Below are 15,102 nucleotides of genomic sequence, written 5' to 3' on the forward strand. Positions count from 1 at the left end.
GGTGCGGCTTATCTTTTCAGACGGCCTTTCGCTTTCGCCGTTAAAGCGCCGATGGCGGCGCGGTGTTTCCGATACAGCGCGGCCAATGCGGCCAGCCAGAACAGGGCGAAAATATAATAATTGCCGCTGTTGCCGAAATAAGTGTAAACCAGGCATACCGCCAGGCAGGCAAAGGTGGTGCCGTAGAGTTTGGCGCGCGGCAGCGGCAGCCACAAGCGGGCCGAAGCCTCGCTTTTCAACACCGAAAACACCCAGAAAGCCACGGCGGTGGACATGGCCGCACCTTTCGCGCCCAAGGCGGGCACCAAAACATATAAAAGCGCGGCGTTCACCAGCAGGGCGGTTATCGAAAACACCGTAATCAGCCAGGTTTTTTTGCTCACGTTGATGCCGATGCCGGTTACTTCGGTTAAGGTGTAGAGCAGCGGAAACAGCATGCTCGAGAGCAGGATAAACTGCACCGGCGCATATTTTTCGGGCAGTATCCAAGTAACCAGCGGCGAAAAAATCCCCACAATGCAGATGAGTGCGGCGATCAGGCCGGTCATCGATTCGGTGATACCGCCGATTTTATCCAAGTTGGTGTTTTCTTTCACCCATCTGAACACCATCGGTGCCCAGATAACCGAAAAAATATTCTGGAAAATCAGCGCAATCGCGCCGAAACTCACCGCCATCGAATACACGCCCAGCTCCGACAGCCCCGCCAGCTCTTTCAGCAGAAAACGGTCTATCGAGGTAAAGCCCCAATAGGCCAGCCCGCCCAAAGCCAGCGGCACGCCGTAGCGCAGGCTTTCTTTCAGCAGCGGAGCCGACAGCGGTGCGGCAGCGGCGGCTTTCAGCTCGCGGCGCGTTTGCAGGGCCAAAATGCCCACCGTTACCGCCTGCGACAACGCATAGGCCAGCACCAGCGTCAGGGTGTCGGTGGGCAGGGCGGCGGCCACATAAACCAGCACAAACACCAAAATCAGCACTTTCGGCGTGAGCTGGCTGATGGAAAAGGCGAAGGCTTTTTCCTGCATGCGCAGAATCAGCGCGAAATAGCGCGACAGCACCGAGCTGGTAAAAAACACCAAACACAGCAAACCCAAAACGCTGCTGCTGATTTCGAGCACCGCTTCAGACGGCCACGACAGCCGCCATACCGCCACGCCGCCGCAAAACAGCAGGGTCAGCAGCAGCGGCGGCACAATCACGGCTTTAAACAGGGCGGCTTTGTTTTCGGCGGCGTGGTATTCGCGGATATACGACTGGTCCAAACCCAAACCGGCCAGCGTGAGGGTGAGTGCCGACACGGTTTGCAGCAGCACGATACGGCCGATGTCTTCGGCAGGGTAATACCAAGAAATCAGCGGCAGGGAAACGATTCCGATGGCGGCGCTGCCTACGGGGCCGAGCGCGTAGCCCAATAATTTTCGTGCATTCATAAAATAACAGAAGCGTAGTCGGGCAACGCTTCTCAGGTGAAACAAAATAAAAACGATACAGCATTGCCTCGCCCGGCTCGAAGAGAACGATTTGGTAAGCCGCTGAAGCGGCAACAGAATCGGTTCCGCACTATTTGTAGTGTCTGCGGCTTCGTCGCCTTGTTTCGTTTTAATTTTGTTTAATTTTGTTTTGCTGCAAAAGTTTTTCAGACGGCCTTCGGAACATCACAACGCGTGCGTTCCGAAAGCGCCTGCCTATTTTTATAGGCCGTCTGAAACCCATCAAACGGCGGCTTTGAGCGCTTCGGCCACCTGCCGCACCTGCGCTTCGGTCAGATACGGGTGCATGGGCAGGCTCATCACTTCTTCGGCAACTTTGTCGCCCACGGGCAGCACGGCATCGCTGGCCACTGCGGGCTGTTTGTTGAGCGGAATCGGATAGTGCACGGCGGTGGGAATGCCTGCTTCTTTCAGCTTGGCCTGCACCGCGTCGCGGTTTTTCACGCGCACGGTGTATTGCGCGTAGGCGCTGCGGTTGTGCGCCTCAACAAACGGGGCGGCGATGCCGGCCTCGGCAAGGGCGGCGGCATACCAGGCGGCTACCTGCTGGCGCAGCTGCATTTCTTCTTCGAGTATGGCCAGTTTGGGCAGCAGAATCGCGGCCTGCAAGGTGTCGAGACGGCTGTTTACGCCCACGCGGATATGGTGGTAGCGGCGGTCTTGGCCGTGGCGGGCAATCTGGCGGATAACGGTTGCCAGCTCTTCGTCGTTGGTAAACACCGCGCCGCCGTCGCCGTAGCAGCCCAGCGGTTTGCTGGGGAAGAAGCTGGTGCAGGCGATGGTGGTGAGGTTGCAGGATTTGCGGCCTTTGTAGGTGGCGCCGAAACTTTGCGCGGCATCTTCAATCACGGGCAGGTTGTGTTTGGCGGCGATTTCGTTGATGGCATCGAAGTCGGCGCATTGGCCGTAAAGCGAAACGGGGATAATGGCTTTGGTACGCGGCGTAATCGCAGCTTCGAGCTTGGCGGGGTCGATGTTGTAGGTGGATTCGATCACATCCACATACACCGGCTTGGCGCCCAACAGCGCCACGGTTTCGGCGGTGGCGATGTAGGTGAAACCGGGGGTGATCACTTCGTCGCCCGCGCCCACGCCCAAGGCCATCAGCGCGATTTGCAGCGCATCGGTGCCGTTGGCCACGCTGATGCAGTATTGCGCGCCGCAGTAGGCTTTCAACTGTTCTTCAAGCTCGGCCACTTCGGGGCCGAGAATATAGGCACCGTGGGCGAGCACTTTTTGGATGTTGGCATCAATTTGCGGTTTGATGCGCGCCTGTTGCGCGGCGAGGTCGATAAACTGCATGGTGTTTGTCCTTCGCGTATTTGATTGGAATATTATTCTGATTTGCTCAAGCGGCCGTCTGAAAGCGTATAAACGGCGCCTGTGTGGGAGCAGACGGCGCTGCCGTTGCCGCTCACGGGCAGGTCGAGCTGCTCGCCGTATTCGCTCATCCAGCCGATCTGGCGGGCGGGCACGCCGACCATCAGGGCGTAGTCGGGCACGTCTTTGTTTACCACCGCGCCCGCACCCACGAAGGCGAAACGGCCGATGGTGATGCCGCAAACGATGGTGCAGTTGGCGCCCAGCGTGGCGCCTTTTTTCACCAGCGTGTCGCGGTATTCGCTTTTGCGCTCGATTAAGGAGCGCGGGTTGTACACATTGGTGAACACCATGCTGGGGCCGCAGAACACGCCTTCTTCGAGATAAACGTTGTCGTAAACGGAAACGTTGTTTTGGATTTTGCAGTTGTCGCCGATTTTCACGCGGTTGCCCACAAACACGTTTTGCCCGAACGAGCAGTTTTCGCCGATTTCGGCGCCGCCGCAGATGTGCACGAAATGCCAGATGCGGCTGCCGGCGCCGATTTTCGCGCCTTCGTCAACGATGGCGCTGGGGTGTACGGTGTAGTTGCTCATTTCAATAACTCCTGTAAGGCCGCTTCGCCCTGAAGCTGCGCCGTCGTCCATTTACCGCCGTAGATGTGCAGCACGTTGCCTATGCGCTCGAACGCCCATTCGCGGGTGGCGTCGCTCGGGTTGGCGGCGCTTTTGAGCAGGGGGCGCACGCCCGAAAAGCTGCCGCTCACATCCGCCGCCGTGAGTTTTTCGCTGTGGTAGGCGTTGTAGGCGGCCAAAAGGTAATCGGTTTCGGTTTCAGACGGCCTTTCCGCTTCGGGGTGGTTTTGGCGGATTTCGGTGGTGCCGATCAGGGTTTTGCCTTGGTAGGGCAGCACGAAGAAAATCCGTTTTTCTTGCGGAATCGGCAGCATCAGCGCCTGTTTTTGTTCGCGGTCGATAAAGATGTGGCTGCCGCGCACCCAGTCGATGGTGTAGGCGGGTTCTCCGCCCTGCTGCCGGCGCAGCGCCATCGCCCACGGGCCGGTGGCGTTGGCGATGCGATCGAAACCGTCGAGTTCGGCCAGGGTTTCGATTTTATGCCGCTCTTCCACGTTTACGCCCAAACTGCGGCATTGATCCACCACCCAGCGGCCCAGTGCGAAATCGTCCATTTGTGCGTCGTAGAACGAGAATGCGCCTTTGAGGCCGTCTGAAAGCAGGGCGGGGCTGCGCTCGAGCGTTTCGGCTTTGCTTAGCCAGCGGCTGCGCGGAAAGCCGCTGCCTGCGGCCAGAAAGTCATACAGTTTGGTGCCGATGCCGATCTGCCATTTCGGGCGGCCGCGCCCTTCGTAAACGGGAAACAGCAATTCCAGCGGGCGGCACAGGTGCGGGGCTTGCGCCAGCCAGAAGCGGCGGGCGTGCAGGGCTTTTTTCACCAAGGCAAACTGCCCCGTTTCGAGATAGCGCAGGCCGCCGTGCAGCAGCTTCGACGACGATTGGCTGGTGTGCGCCATCACGCTGTCCTGCTCGAACAGGGTAACGGCATGGCCTTGTTTGGCCGCCGCCCAAGCGGTGCATGCGCCGATGATGCCTGCGCCCGCTACTGCGATTTTCATTTTCAGACGGCCTTATCAGTAAACCAGCGGCAGCGACACGGTTTTGTTGTCGCGCGCGGAAAGGTAGGCGGCAATCAGCAGCTCCAGCGATTTGAGGCCTTCGCGGCCGTCGGTAATCGGCTGGGCGGTGCCGCGCATCACGTCGATCACGTTTTTGTAGTAGAGCGGGTGGCCGAAGCCGTAAACCGAAGTGGTTTCGTAGTTGGCGGTTTTCACCTGCTCGTCGTAGTCGCGGCTGTCGGCGAAGTTCCATTCCTGAATTTCGTTGACCGCCACGCCGCCGATGCGCACGGTGCCGGTTTCGCCCAAAATGGTAATCGAGCCTTCGAGGTTTTTCGGGTAGGTGCACATGGTTACGGCCATCGAGCCGAGCGCGCCGTTGCGCCAGCGGATGTTGACCACGCCGGTGTCTTCGGTTTCGATGTCGCGGTGAGTGGAAACCATGGCCTGAACATCCTGCACCGGGCCGATGAGCCATTCCATCAGGTCGACGTAGTGGCTGGCCTGGTTCATAAACGCGCCGCCGTCGAATTCCCAAGTGCCGCGCCAGCCGCCGCCTTGGTCGTAATATTCCTGCGGGCGTGTCCAGAAAACGTTGAGGTGCACCATGCAGATTTTGCCGAAGCGTTTTTCTTCTACGGCGCGTTTGAGCATTTGCAGGGTGGCGTTCAGGCGGTTTTGCTTCACCACAAACAGGCGTTTGCCTGCTTTGTCGGCCGCTTTCACCATGCGCTCGCCGTCGTGCAGGCGGGTTGCCATCGGCTTTTCGGTAACCACGTGGAAACCGGCTTCAACGGCCTCAACGGCCTGCTCGGGGTGTTGGCCCGAGGGGGTGGTGAGCACGATGATGTCGGCGTCGGTGGCGGCCAGCATTTCGGTGTAGGAGGCGTAGCCTTTGGCGCCGGTGCGCTCTACGGCTTTTTGCAGGTTTTCGGGGTTGGTGTCGCACACGGCCACCACTTCGCAATCGTCTTTCAGGGTTTCGAACGAGCCGAAATGGTTGTTGGAAATGCGGCCGCAGCCGACCAGCGCAAATTTGATTTTTCGGTTTTGAATGGTTTCGTACATGTTTGAATCCTATGATAGAGGCCGTCTGAAAAACACAGTCTTTTCAGACGGCCTCCCTTTAACTTTATGCTTTCACTACGTTATCGGCTTTGCCCTGGTATTTGCCGCGGGTGTCGATAATCAGTTTGGCGTGCTGTTTGAGCAGGTCGTAGTCGAATTTGTCGTGGTCGGTGGCCAGCACCACACAGTCGAACTTCGCCACGTTTTCGGCCGTTAACGGCTCGCTCTTCAGGTCGAATTTGTGTTCGCGCATTTTCGGGAACACGGGCACGTGCGGGTCGCTGTAAGACACTTCCGCGCCCAAATCGCGCAAGAGTTCCATCACTTCGACCGATGGGCTTTCGCGCATATCGTCCACGTTTTTCTTATAGGCGATGCCCAAAACCAAAATTTTGCTGCCTTTGATGGAGCGGTTGTGGTCGTTGAGCGCCAGCGCGGTTTTGTTGACCACATATTCGGGCATGGCCGAGTTCACTTCGCCCGCCAGCTCGATAAAGCGGGTGTTCACACCATATTCGCGCGCCTTCCAAGTCAAATAGAAAGGGTCGATGGGAATGCAGTGGCCGCCCAGGCCGGGGCCGGGATAGTAGGCCACGAAGCCGAACGGTTTGGTGGCGGCGGCGGAAATCACCTCGTGGATGTCGATGTCCATTTTGTCGGCCACGATTTTCATCTCGTTTACCAGGCCGATGTTGACGGCGCGGTGGATGTTTTCCAACAGCTTGGTCAGCTCGGCCGCTTTGGTGGAGCTTACCGGCACCACTTTGTCGATGGCCGGCTGGTAAAGCGCAATGCCCACTTCCAAACAGGCGGGGGTGTGGCCGCCGATAACTTTCGGAATGGTGCGGGTTTCAAAATCGGGGTTGCCCGGGTCTTCGCGCTCGGGCGAATACACCAAGAATACGTTCTCGCCCACTTTCAGGCCGCCTTCTTCCACGCGCGGCAGCAGTTCTTCTTCGGTGGTGCCGGGATAGGTGGTGGATTCCAGCGACAACACTTGGCCAGCGCGCAGATAAGGTTTCACGGCGTCGGTGGTGTCGATAACGAAGCTCATATCCGGCTCGCGGTATTTGTTGAGCGGGGTGGGCACGCACAGAATCACCGCTTCCACTTCGCCGATGCGCGAGAAATCGGTGGTGGCTTCAAACAGGCTGTTTTTGGCGGCGGCGATTTTGTCGGCGGGAATGTGCTCGATATAGCTTTCGCCGTTGTTGAGTTTGCGCACTTTTTCTTCGTCGATGTCGAAACCCAACACCTGATAGCCGATGTCCACATAGCGCAGCATCAGCGGCAGGCCGACGTAACCCAGGCCGACAATGCCGATTTTGGCTGATTTGTCGGCGAATTTTTGAATGGTGGTATTTTTCATGAAGGTATTCTCGTGTGATAAGAAAAAAGAAATTCTAAGATGCAGATTCACATAATCAGACTGTTTTCGGAGGTGTCGGTTTCATCGAAACAGGCGTATGACGGGAAGTTTACACAACAACACAAATGATAGCCGCTCTTGTTAATATATGACAAACAAAAGAGAGCGGCGGCTTTTTTAAGAAATCGTGCGGAGCGGGCTGATGTTTGCCGATAAGTATTTGAATGGATATTACAAAAGAATAAAATGTCTGAAAAAGCCGAAACCGCCCGGCTTGGCGGCGGGCGGTTTCGTATTGTAAAGGCGCGGATTCGGTTTACAAAAATTTGCATCTTGACGGCAGTGAAAGTAACGCTTGTGTGATATTTCAAAATATTTACAATAAAACAAGTTATTTTTGCAAAACCCATTTGATGTCGTTGCCCAGCGGCGTTACCGACACAGTTTGCCAAAGCGGCGGCTCGGTAAGCGATTTCGGGTTTTCTTCTAAAGAAAACAAACCCTTGCCGTTTCCGCCTAAAATTTTCGGCGCTTGGTAGAGCACGATTTCATCAACCAGGCCGGCTTCGATGAATGCACCCGCCAATACGGCGCCGGCTTCCACCATCACTTCGCCGTAGCCTTTTTCTGCCAGTAAAGCCAGTAGATTGTGCAAGTTTATGCGCCGGTTGCTTTCAGACGGCCTTAAAATTTGCAAATGCTGATGGTTTGTGTATTTTTGCAAAGATTGATGGCAATTGTTTAAAGTGGCGATGAGCGTGGGGCTGCCGCCGTCCTGCACCACGCGGCTGGAGAGCGGGGTTTGCAGGCGGCTGTCGAGAATCACGCGGGCGGGCTGGCGCAGGGTTGGAAAGGCGCGCACGTTCAGTTGCGGATTGTCGGCCAGCACCGTACCGACGCCGGTGATTACGGCACAGCTTTCGGCGCGCAGCATCTGCACGTCGGCGCGCGCTTCGGGGCCGGTAATCCATTGGCTGCGGCCGTCTGAAAGCGCCGTTTTGCCATCGAGGCTGGCGGCGCATTTCAAACGCACGAAGGGGCGGCCGCGTTCGATACGCGAGAGAAAGCCTCGGTTTAAGGCGCGCGCTTCGGTTTCGAGCAGGCCGCAATCCACCTGTATGCCCGCTTCGCGCAGCATCGCCAAGCCTTTGCCCGCCACCTGCGGATTGGGGTCGGACATGGCCGCGACCACGCGCGATACGCCCGCCCGAATCAGCGCTTCGGCACAGGGCGGGGTGCGGCCGTAGTGGCTGCAAGGCTCCAGCGTAACATAGGCGGTGGCGCCGCGCGCCATGTTTCCGGCCTGGCGCAGGGCATGCACTTCCGCATGGGGTTCGCCCGCCCGCACATGGAAACCCTGCCCCACAATCTGCGCGCCGTGCGCCACCACGCAGCCTACGCGCGGATTGGGCGAAGTGGAAAAACGCCCTTGTCTGGCGAGGGCAAGGGCGGTGTGCATCATTTGCGTATCGTTTGCGTCAAACATTTTCAGACGGCCTCGGTTGGGGTTTTGTGTCTGCTGTAAAGGTTTCAGGCCGTCTGAAAACCGGCCGCACATATTGCCGGATCAACTTTCCGCAGCGGCACTATTGCACGTTGCCGCATTGCGATATTGACCGGCCATCGCTGCGTTTCCGGTTTTCAGACGGCCTGACGGCGTTATTTCGCTAAATTCACTTCTTTCAAAACAGCCGCCAATTCTTCCTGGCTGGCGGTGCTGCTCGAGGCGCACACGTTATACAGGCCGGTTTCGTAAATGGCGATGCAGTTTTCGCGCAGCAGCGCGTTGTCTGCGCCGTTTTGGGCGAAGCGGTAGTTCATGCGCGTGTCGGTGGCGGCACCGGTTTGCACGTCGCTCAGCGATTTGTCGGCACCAAGCGCGGCTTTCAGGTTGGCGAAATAGGTTTTGGCATCGGTTTTGGGCGCGCCGAGATTGGCAACATACAGGGTGATGTCGCGGGTGTCGTCGCGTTGCAGCAGCGTGAGTTCGCCCGCGGTTACGCCTGCGGGCAGCTCGCCGCCCGAAGCATCGGCAAAATTGCTGCCCTGGATCACGATGCTGATTTTGCCGTCGCTGCCGGTGAGGGTTTGCACGGCGGATGCGGCATCGGAGGCTGCGGATGCCTGCGCGCTGTCGGCAGGCACGGAAGTTTCGACTTTCTGGCTGCATGCGCCCAAACCTAAAACGGCGGCGGCAACCAAAACAAAAGCATAGGGTTTCATCAAATCAGGTTCCGTATGTGTTGTGAAAAAACGGTTTTCAGTATATCAAACTTAAACGCTTAATGCTTGCCTTCGCTGTCTTGGGGCAGAGTGGCGATGGCTTGGGTGAATTCCGACACATCGTTGAAACTCTTATACACCGAAGCGAAGCGCACATAAGCCACTTGGTCGATTTTCGCCAGCTCTTCCATCGCCATTTCGCCCACAAGCTGCGACGACACTTCTTTATGCCCCAGCCCGTATAAACGCTGTTCGATAAGCGCAACGGTGTCGTCTATGGTTTCCGCGTCTATCGGGCGTTTGTGCAGCGCGCGCTCCAGGCTGGTGCGCAGTTTGTGGGGGTTGAACGCCACGCGGCTGCCGGTGCTTTTGATAATCTGCGGCATACGCATTTCCACCGTTTCAAACGTGCCGAAACGCTGCCCGCAGGCGGGGCAGCGGCGGCGGCGGATGCTGTTGGTTTCTTCCAAAAGCCGCGAATCGGTAACTTGGGTGTTGGGGTTGTGGCAGAAAGGGCATTTCATAAGCGTTGCACGGCGGGTGGCTGTTGGGGGAATTGTAGCGTAAAGGTGCGCTTGCCGCATAGTTTGTAAGGTTTTTTCGGTTTTGCAGGTAAAAGACAAGAGTTGTATTTATATTCATGAGGCTGCCTGAAAATCAATGGAAAAGATGGGTAATAGTTAAGATTATAACTTTTAAATTTAAAACAGCATTGTGCCTACTTTGCTTATTTTCTCTTCGTCCCCCAACACTCCGGCGTTTTGCAGCAATTGCAAATAAGCCTGGATATAGGTGTATTTGGCTTCGGCAAGTTTCTGTTCTGCATCAGCTTTTTCCTGCTGTGCTTGGGTTTCTTCCAAATTATTACGAACTCCTACCTGCCGTCCCAGTTGGGTGGCTTCCAGTTTGGCGCGGTTGGTTTCCAAAAGGCGCTGTTGGGCAAGCGTTTGGATTTTACTGCTGCGGGTGGTTTGATAAGCCTGCCTTACTGCCAGTTGCACTTTCCGCTCGGTGGCGGTGAGCAGGTCTTTATTCTGCATTTCCCGTGAGGCGGCTTCGCGGATTTGGCTGGAAATTTTACCGCCGCTAAATAGCGGCACGCTCAGTTGTACATTAAGCATGCCGCCTTTGCTGCGATAGTCCGTATCAAAACTGTTGCCGAAATAATCTTGGGTGCGGTAAGTGTTGTAGTTGTCTTGATAACCACCGTTAACAGTTAGTGTGGGCAGGCGGCTGCCTTTGGCAGCCTTTAACGCTTGGGTTGCATCCTCCAGCGTTTTGCGCTGCAACTGCCATTCTGGATTGTGCAGTTCGGCCAAAGCCTGCCATTCCTGCTCTTGCGTTTCGCCGATCAAATCGAATAAAGCCTTATCGTTTTTCACCGGGCTGATTTGGCTGGGATCCAAGCCGGTGAGATTGGCCAAAGTGTTTTCAGCCACTTGCAATTGGGTCATGGTATCGATTTCTTTTGCCAGAGCCGCATCGTATCCTGATTTGGCCTCATGGGTATCCAAAATGGTGGCTGCACCTTGTTTAAACATTTCCTGCGCCCGCTCAAGCTGGCGGGCATAAGCGTTTTTTTCATCAGTGATGGCCGCGAGTTTGTCTTTATTCAGCAAAATATCGAAATAGGCTTTCGCCACATCCATTCTCAATTGGTCTTCCTTGCCGTCTAAGCGTGAATCTGCCATTTCGGCAGCAATCTTGCCCTGCTTGTATTGGGCAAAGCGCGTTCTATCGAACAAAACCTGCGTGGCTTGCACGTTCCAGCCGTAGCTTTTGGTTGTGGACGAAAGAGAATAGGGTTGCCTTTGATAGCTGGCGCCGACACTAACCTGAGGCAGCAGTTCCGCCCGCGCCTGATTTTTCTTTTCAGATTCCGCATTGCGCTCGTGTTTGGCAGCGGAAAAATCGGCGGAATAATCCAAAGCGGCCCGCCATGCATCCAGCAGGGTAAAACCGTTGGCTGCGGGCGTGATAAAAGCAAACAAGAAAAACAATGGCAGGGTTTTCAATTTCAGCATAGAGAATAATGATAATGAAATATGGACAGATATATTAGAGTAGTTCCTTCCGGATTAGTTTAATTTTTTTGCAATTAATTTAAACGGAATAATAAAACCGACAGTTTTATTATTCCGTTTGAAGGGTGCGGGTAATATGATTCTGAAAAGAATAATTTTTAGAGTTATGTATTTACATTTATATGGGGTTGCTCGCATGTCGTAACTCTCGGCATGCTGTATTTTCGAAAAGAAGTTGTTGTTATTCATAGTGTTCGGCAAGTCTTCCTTATTTTATTAACATATGAATTAATTGATTCTTTTTTACGAAAACTAAACAAAATTAAACGAACAAAATTCAAAAACGGTCCTCACACAGACCATGGAACCCGATAATGGGTTACCTGTTTTTTGATTTCAATGTTTTTAGGAGATGGTTATGAAAAAACTGAACCAATATGAAATGGAGCAAGTAGCCGGCGGTTACAATCTAGATGACTTAAGCAAAGACTGGAAAGAATTCCGCAAAGACTGGAAGGATTTTTGGAAAGAAGTGGGCAAAGGTTTTTCCAATGGCATTGATGCCGCTAAAAACAACTAAGTTGTTTCTCGAAGGAATCCGCTAGGAGTCTTTCGAGGCAGTGAAAAACTGGAGCAGGCGGTTGGCTTGATATGCCGGTTGCCTGAATGGTTTGGTTTTATTCTGTTCGGATTTGAGGCCCCTTGGGGGGTAAATTGAATCTCAAATTTTCAGAATTTAATACCGATGTTAATTTAAGTTTTATTAAATGGAGAACACTATGAAAGAGTTGAATCAATATGAATTAAAAGATGTAGCCGGTGGTACAAGAATATGGTCAGTCCCAACAGGTCCGGTGTTGCCGGCACTTTGGTTGGTGGAGAGAATTTGGGGTAAAAAATGAGTGAATGAAGCTTTTCTTGAGTTTTTGTCTCGTTCTTAGTTTTTCGAAGGAATTTGTTAGGAGGCTTTCGAGAAAGTGAAAACTAGAGCAGGCGGTCGGCTTGATGTGTCGGTTGCTTGAATGGTTTGATTTTATTCTGTTTGGATTTTGAGGCTCCTTGAGAGGTAGGGATTTTAAATTGAATCCCGAATTTTCAAAATTTAATCGATTTTGATTTAAGTTTTATTAAATGGAGAACGCTATGAAAGAGTTGAATCAATGTGAATTGAAAAATGTAGTTGGTGGTCTAGTACGTCCGTGGCTGGCGCTTTGGTTGGCGAAGAAAATTTTAGGTGGAAAATGATTGAATGAAGTTTTTCTTGAGTTTTCTGTCTAGTTTTTATCTTTAAATTATATGAAGAGGTATGTTTATGAAACAATTGAAACAACATGAAATGAAGCAAGTATCGGGCGGAATGTTTTGGCGTTTGCCTCCTCCCAAATGGTGGATTCTTTAAGAATTGTAATAAAAAATAGGAGAAGGCTGAGATATAGCCAGCCGGAATGCATATTTTGAAAAGTACAAAACAGTTCTATTTTTAGATTTTAAGGAGGTTTTGATTATGAAAACACTAAGCAAAAAAGAGCTTCAACAGGTAACTGGTGGTATTGTTAATGGTGGTTGCACGCCCCCTTGGCCTTGGCCGTGGTTGCCCAAGCTCCCTACTAATGTTCCGTTGTTTTAAACTTAAAGAGTTTAGTTGGTAATGGTACTTTAATTTGAATTTAATTAAATAAAAGGAGTTTATGATGAAACAATTGGATCAACATGGATTAAATAAAGTCTCTGGAGGAGTTGTAGATTTTGGTTGCCCGACTATGTGGGATAAGTTGATGAAGGAATATCTAGCTGGGAATGAAAGTAGTAATCCCTTTAAAAGGCGGTTGTTTTAAACTTAAAGAGTTTAATCGGTAATGGTACTTTAAATTTAATTTAATAAAAGGAGTTTATGATGAAACAATTGGATCAACATGGATTACATAGAGTCTTTGGAGGAGTTGTACATTCTTATTGGGACTTACACCCGGATGAGTGGAATAAACTGATGCGGGAATATATAGAACGTGGGTTCCGAGGTGTTAATCCCGCTACGCTTTTATAAATTAATGATGTAAAGGGCGGAGCCCTTAAATGGAGATAAGTCTTTTATCTGAAGCGGTAAAGGGCTTTGAAACGGAAGAGCCCCGCCGATAAAAAATAATTGCCGAAACGTTAATAACGGTTTCTATTTCATATATCTTCTGAAGGTGTATTTACGATGAAACAACTGAATCAGCATGAATTAAAAAATGTAGCAGGCGGGCGGTCATTTTTTACGCCCAACTGGTGGAAAAAGATTTGGCGTTATATGAAATAGTTTTGTTTGGGTTTTCTAGGAGTGTTTACAGTGAAAGAAATCGGCAAAGAAGCGCTGGAGAAGGTGTCCGGCGGCAATTGGATTACCAAAAAAATAGATACGGTGTTTAGGGGTTCTTTCTCGGGAGCAGGAGGCAGTTCAAGGTTTTGAATGTCGGTACAGTATGATTTAAAGAGAAAGGATTTTTTTGGCCATGAAAGAATTGAGTAACCAAGAGTTTCAACAGGTGGTAGGAGGCATTGCTACTGGCGGATGTGTTACCCCGCTTATCCGCCTTCCGAGAATACGTTGGCCTTGGCGACTTTAAAGCATAATTTGTTTAACCGTGTTTGGCAATATGAATTTAATATTTAAAAAGGAGTTTATGATGCAAGAGCTTACCCGAAATGAAGCCAGTCAGGTTACAGGCGGATTGGTTTCCCCATCTTATCCACCATCATTATTAGATTGGTTGGAGAAGCTGCCGATTATTATTATTAAAAAACCGCGTATCCTCCCGGGGCCGGGTATTCCTTTGCCAGAACCGATTCCTAAGCCGGAATTGATGTAGGGATTGATAAATTTAGAGGCCGTTTGAAAAAACTCTATGTTATTTAGATGCAGGCGGCTTCATATTCAAGCAGATGGGAAGGAATTTGATAATGAAGGAATTGAAAAAATCCGAAGAATGTTACATATCGGGCGGCGGTGTGGTGTTTTTCCGCAATACCGCCGACGGCAATGTGGTCGACAGCCCGAACAGGCAGGATTTGCTGAGCGGTAAAGTAAAACTTTCCACACCCACCGGCGGCAGCAATATCACAACTTTGGCATTTAAGCATTCGCGGTATTGATGGTTTATTTTGAAAGGATCAGGAATCATGAAAGAGTTGAATAGAAACGAGCTTGAAAACGTAGCAGGCGGTAATATTTTTGACTGGTTGTTTGGCAAAAAGAAACCCCAAAGAGGGCTTGGTGGCGGCAGCATCGGTTCTTGGTAAAAGACACAGAAGCCGGCCAAACCGGAAAGCAGATACAGGATTTGCTGAGCGGCAAGGTAAAATTTTCCACACCTACCGGCGGCAGCAATATCACTACTTTGGCGTTAAGCATTCTCGATATTAATTCTTAATTAAACATCATTAAATATTGTTGAAAATAAAGAGAGGTATTTATATGAAAGAGTTGAACTTGTATGAGTTAAAAAATATAGCAGGCGGTAATATTTTCGATTGGTTGTTTGGCAGGAAAAAGCCGAGGAGCGGATTTGAGCCGGGGGGTGGATTTGGTGGCGGCGGCGGTGGTTCTTGGTAAAAGATATTAGGAGCTGAACTGGTTAAGCTAAAAATGGATAAACGCATAAACCGTATTATTTTCGGTTTTGCCGACAACATAATGATTGTTTGGAGAGGCAGTTTTCTACCTTATCAAAGAAGGAGTATAACTATGAAAGAATTGAAATTATATGAGCTAAAACAGGTGGGTGGCGGTAATTTGCTAAATAATTTGTTGAAGGAACTACAAAGATGGCGGAATCTCAATCGGTATGGGCGTATGCTTCCTAAAGCATAGATAGGGATTGTTGCCGGTTGATAGCAAATGCAGTTTGTATAAGACGCTGCTTCTATACACCCTAAGGGTGTAAGTGTGTAATATTCACACACGCATTGTTCAGGTTTTGATTATTAAGGCCGTCTGAA

General features: G+C 51.7%; 19 protein-coding genes. 9 read left to right on the forward strand and 10 right to left on the reverse strand.

What is annotated here, in order from left to right; translation table 11 throughout:
• Nucleotides 1–8: 8 nt before the first annotated feature.
• The 10 genes from H3L92_RS00285 to H3L92_RS00330 form a co-directional block, all read right to left on the reverse strand.
• Entirely contained in the window at nt 9–1,427 is a 1,419-nt protein-coding gene (locus H3L92_RS00285) for a lipopolysaccharide biosynthesis protein (RefSeq protein WP_085366172.1), read from the reverse strand.
• 282 nt (nt 1,428–1,709) lie between these two features.
• Nucleotides 1,710–2,789, reverse strand: coding sequence for a DegT/DnrJ/EryC1/StrS family aminotransferase (locus H3L92_RS00290; protein WP_085366173.1), 1,080 nt, complete (start codon nt 2,787–2,789; stop codon nt 1,710–1,712).
• Nucleotides 2,790–2,821: 32 nt separating this feature from the next.
• Nucleotides 2,822–3,403, reverse strand: coding sequence for an acyltransferase (locus H3L92_RS00295; protein ID WP_085366174.1), 582 nt, complete (start codon nt 3,401–3,403; stop codon nt 2,822–2,824).
• Nucleotides 3,400–4,440, reverse strand: a complete 1,041-nt coding sequence (locus H3L92_RS00300) for a glycerol-3-phosphate dehydrogenase/oxidase (protein ID WP_085366175.1) — start codon at nt 4,438–4,440, stop codon at nt 3,400–3,402. The genes H3L92_RS00295 and H3L92_RS00300 overlap by 4 nt, the downstream gene beginning before the upstream one ends.
• Nucleotides 4,441–4,455: 15 nt before the next feature.
• Nucleotides 4,456–5,508: a Gfo/Idh/MocA family protein gene (locus tag H3L92_RS00305; protein ID WP_085366176.1), complete on the reverse strand. Its 1,053-nt coding sequence runs from the start codon at nt 5,506–5,508 to the stop codon at nt 4,456–4,458.
• Nucleotides 5,509–5,572: 64 nt separating this feature from the next.
• Nucleotides 5,573–6,877, reverse strand: coding sequence for a nucleotide sugar dehydrogenase (locus tag H3L92_RS00310; protein WP_085366177.1), 1,305 nt, complete (start codon nt 6,875–6,877; stop codon nt 5,573–5,575).
• A gap of 391 nt (nt 6,878–7,268) precedes the next feature.
• Entirely contained in the window at nt 7,269–8,363 is a 1,095-nt protein-coding gene (gene ribD / locus H3L92_RS00315) for a bifunctional diaminohydroxyphosphoribosylaminopyrimidine deaminase/5-amino-6-(5-phosphoribosylamino)uracil reductase RibD (RefSeq protein WP_085366189.1), read from the reverse strand.
• A gap of 173 nt (nt 8,364–8,536) precedes the next feature.
• Complete coding sequence (locus H3L92_RS00320) at nt 8,537–9,100, reverse strand: cytochrome C (protein ID WP_085366178.1); 564 nt, start codon at nt 9,098–9,100, stop codon at nt 8,537–8,539.
• 59 nt (nt 9,101–9,159) lie between these two features.
• Nucleotides 9,160–9,624, reverse strand: coding sequence for a transcriptional regulator NrdR (gene nrdR / locus H3L92_RS00325; RefSeq protein ID WP_085366179.1), 465 nt, complete (start codon nt 9,622–9,624; stop codon nt 9,160–9,162).
• 177 nt (nt 9,625–9,801) lie between these two features.
• Nucleotides 9,802–11,124 (reverse strand): TolC family protein, encoded by a 1,323-nt coding sequence (locus H3L92_RS00330; RefSeq protein ID WP_085366180.1) that lies wholly within the window; start codon nt 11,122–11,124, stop codon nt 9,802–9,804.
• Nucleotides 11,125–11,542: 418 nt separating this feature from the next.
• On the opposite strand from H3L92_RS00330, the gene H3L92_RS00335 reads away from it, so the two are divergent.
• The 9 genes from H3L92_RS00335 to H3L92_RS00370 all read left to right on the forward strand — a co-directional run bounded on the left by H3L92_RS00335 (nt 11,543) and on the right by H3L92_RS00370 (nt 14,716).
• Nucleotides 11,543–11,704, forward strand: coding sequence for a hypothetical protein (locus H3L92_RS00335; protein WP_169710490.1), 162 nt, complete (start codon nt 11,543–11,545; stop codon nt 11,702–11,704).
• 199 nt (nt 11,705–11,903) lie between these two features.
• Complete coding sequence (locus tag H3L92_RS13035; RefSeq protein WP_259345788.1) at nt 11,904–12,026, forward strand: hypothetical protein; 123 nt, start codon at nt 11,904–11,906, stop codon at nt 12,024–12,026.
• Between the two features lie 241 nt (nt 12,027–12,267).
• Complete coding sequence (locus H3L92_RS00340; RefSeq protein ID WP_158088154.1) at nt 12,268–12,369, forward strand: bacteriocin; 102 nt, start codon at nt 12,268–12,270, stop codon at nt 12,367–12,369.
• Nucleotides 12,370–12,628: 259 nt separating this feature from the next.
• The gene (locus H3L92_RS13535) at nt 12,629–12,751 is read left to right on the forward strand and encodes a bacteriocin (protein WP_085366183.1); all 123 of its coding nucleotides are present in this window, start codon (nt 12,629–12,631) and stop codon (nt 12,749–12,751) included.
• A 61-nt stretch (nt 12,752–12,812) separates the two neighbouring features.
• The gene (locus H3L92_RS00350) at nt 12,813–12,959 is read left to right on the forward strand and encodes a hypothetical protein (RefSeq protein WP_160149163.1); all 147 of its coding nucleotides are present in this window, start codon (nt 12,813–12,815) and stop codon (nt 12,957–12,959) included.
• An 801-nt stretch (nt 12,960–13,760) separates the two neighbouring features.
• Nucleotides 13,761–13,973, forward strand: a complete 213-nt coding sequence (locus H3L92_RS00355; protein ID WP_143824348.1) for a hypothetical protein — start codon at nt 13,761–13,763, stop codon at nt 13,971–13,973.
• A 91-nt stretch (nt 13,974–14,064) separates the two neighbouring features.
• A complete protein-coding gene (locus H3L92_RS00360; protein ID WP_085366184.1) occupies nt 14,065–14,256 on the forward strand; it encodes a hypothetical protein in 192 nt (63 codons plus the stop codon).
• A gap of 140 nt (nt 14,257–14,396) precedes the next feature.
• Nucleotides 14,397–14,534, forward strand: coding sequence for a hypothetical protein (locus tag H3L92_RS00365; protein WP_158088156.1), 138 nt, complete (start codon nt 14,397–14,399; stop codon nt 14,532–14,534).
• 44 nt (nt 14,535–14,578) lie between these two features.
• Nucleotides 14,579–14,716: a hypothetical protein gene (locus H3L92_RS00370; protein WP_158088157.1), complete on the forward strand. Its 138-nt coding sequence runs from the start codon at nt 14,579–14,581 to the stop codon at nt 14,714–14,716.
• The last annotated feature ends 386 nt before the right edge of the window (nt 14,717–15,102 follow it).

It is taken from the genome of Neisseria dentiae (genome assembly GCF_014055005.1).
GTDB classification, from domain to species: Bacteria; Pseudomonadota; Gammaproteobacteria; order Burkholderiales; family Neisseriaceae; genus Neisseria; species Neisseria dentiae.

What these genes read in the sequence shown, in the direction of transcription:
- H3L92_RS00285 (WP_085366172.1), bottom strand. Translation starts at nt 1,427, where the DNA reads ATGAATGCACGAAAATTATTGGGCTACGCGCTCGGCCCCGTAGGCAGC.
- H3L92_RS00290 (WP_085366173.1), bottom strand. Translation starts at nt 2,789, where the DNA reads ATGCAGTTTATCGACCTCGCCGCGCAACAGGCGCGCATCAAACCGCAA.
- H3L92_RS00295 (WP_085366174.1), bottom strand. Translation starts at nt 3,403, where the DNA reads ATGAGCAACTACACCGTACACCCCAGCGCCATCGTTGACGAAGGCGCG.
- H3L92_RS00300 (WP_085366175.1), bottom strand. Translation starts at nt 4,440, where the DNA reads ATGAAAATCGCAGTAGCGGGCGCAGGCATCATCGGCGCATGCACCGCT.
- H3L92_RS00305 (WP_085366176.1), bottom strand. Translation starts at nt 5,508, where the DNA reads ATGTACGAAACCATTCAAAACCGAAAAATCAAATTTGCGCTGGTCGGC.
- H3L92_RS00310 (WP_085366177.1), bottom strand. Translation starts at nt 6,877, where the DNA reads ATGAAAAATACCACCATTCAAAAATTCGCCGACAAATCAGCCAAAATC.
- ribD (WP_085366189.1), bottom strand. Translation starts at nt 8,363, where the DNA reads ATGTTTGACGCAAACGATACGCAAATGATGCACACCGCCCTTGCCCTC.
- H3L92_RS00320 (WP_085366178.1), bottom strand. Translation starts at nt 9,100, where the DNA reads ATGAAACCCTATGCTTTTGTTTTGGTTGCCGCCGCCGTTTTAGGTTTG.
- nrdR (WP_085366179.1), bottom strand. Translation starts at nt 9,624, where the DNA reads ATGAAATGCCCTTTCTGCCACAACCCCAACACCCAAGTTACCGATTCG.
- H3L92_RS00330 (WP_085366180.1), bottom strand. Translation starts at nt 11,124, where the DNA reads ATGCTGAAATTGAAAACCCTGCCATTGTTTTTCTTGTTTGCTTTTATC.
- H3L92_RS00335 (WP_169710490.1), top strand. Translation starts at nt 11,543, where the DNA reads ATGAAAAAACTGAACCAATATGAAATGGAGCAAGTAGCCGGCGGTTAC.
- H3L92_RS13035 (WP_259345788.1), top strand. Translation starts at nt 11,904, where the DNA reads ATGAAAGAGTTGAATCAATATGAATTAAAAGATGTAGCCGGTGGTACA.
- H3L92_RS00340 (WP_158088154.1), top strand. Translation starts at nt 12,268, where the DNA reads ATGAAAGAGTTGAATCAATGTGAATTGAAAAATGTAGTTGGTGGTCTA.
- H3L92_RS13535 (WP_085366183.1), top strand. Translation starts at nt 12,629, where the DNA reads ATGAAAACACTAAGCAAAAAAGAGCTTCAACAGGTAACTGGTGGTATT.
- H3L92_RS00350 (WP_160149163.1), top strand. Translation starts at nt 12,813, where the DNA reads ATGATGAAACAATTGGATCAACATGGATTAAATAAAGTCTCTGGAGGA.
- H3L92_RS00355 (WP_143824348.1), top strand. Translation starts at nt 13,761, where the DNA reads ATGAATTTAATATTTAAAAAGGAGTTTATGATGCAAGAGCTTACCCGA.
- H3L92_RS00360 (WP_085366184.1), top strand. Translation starts at nt 14,065, where the DNA reads ATGAAGGAATTGAAAAAATCCGAAGAATGTTACATATCGGGCGGCGGT.
- H3L92_RS00370 (WP_158088157.1), top strand. Translation starts at nt 14,579, where the DNA reads ATGAAAGAGTTGAACTTGTATGAGTTAAAAAATATAGCAGGCGGTAAT.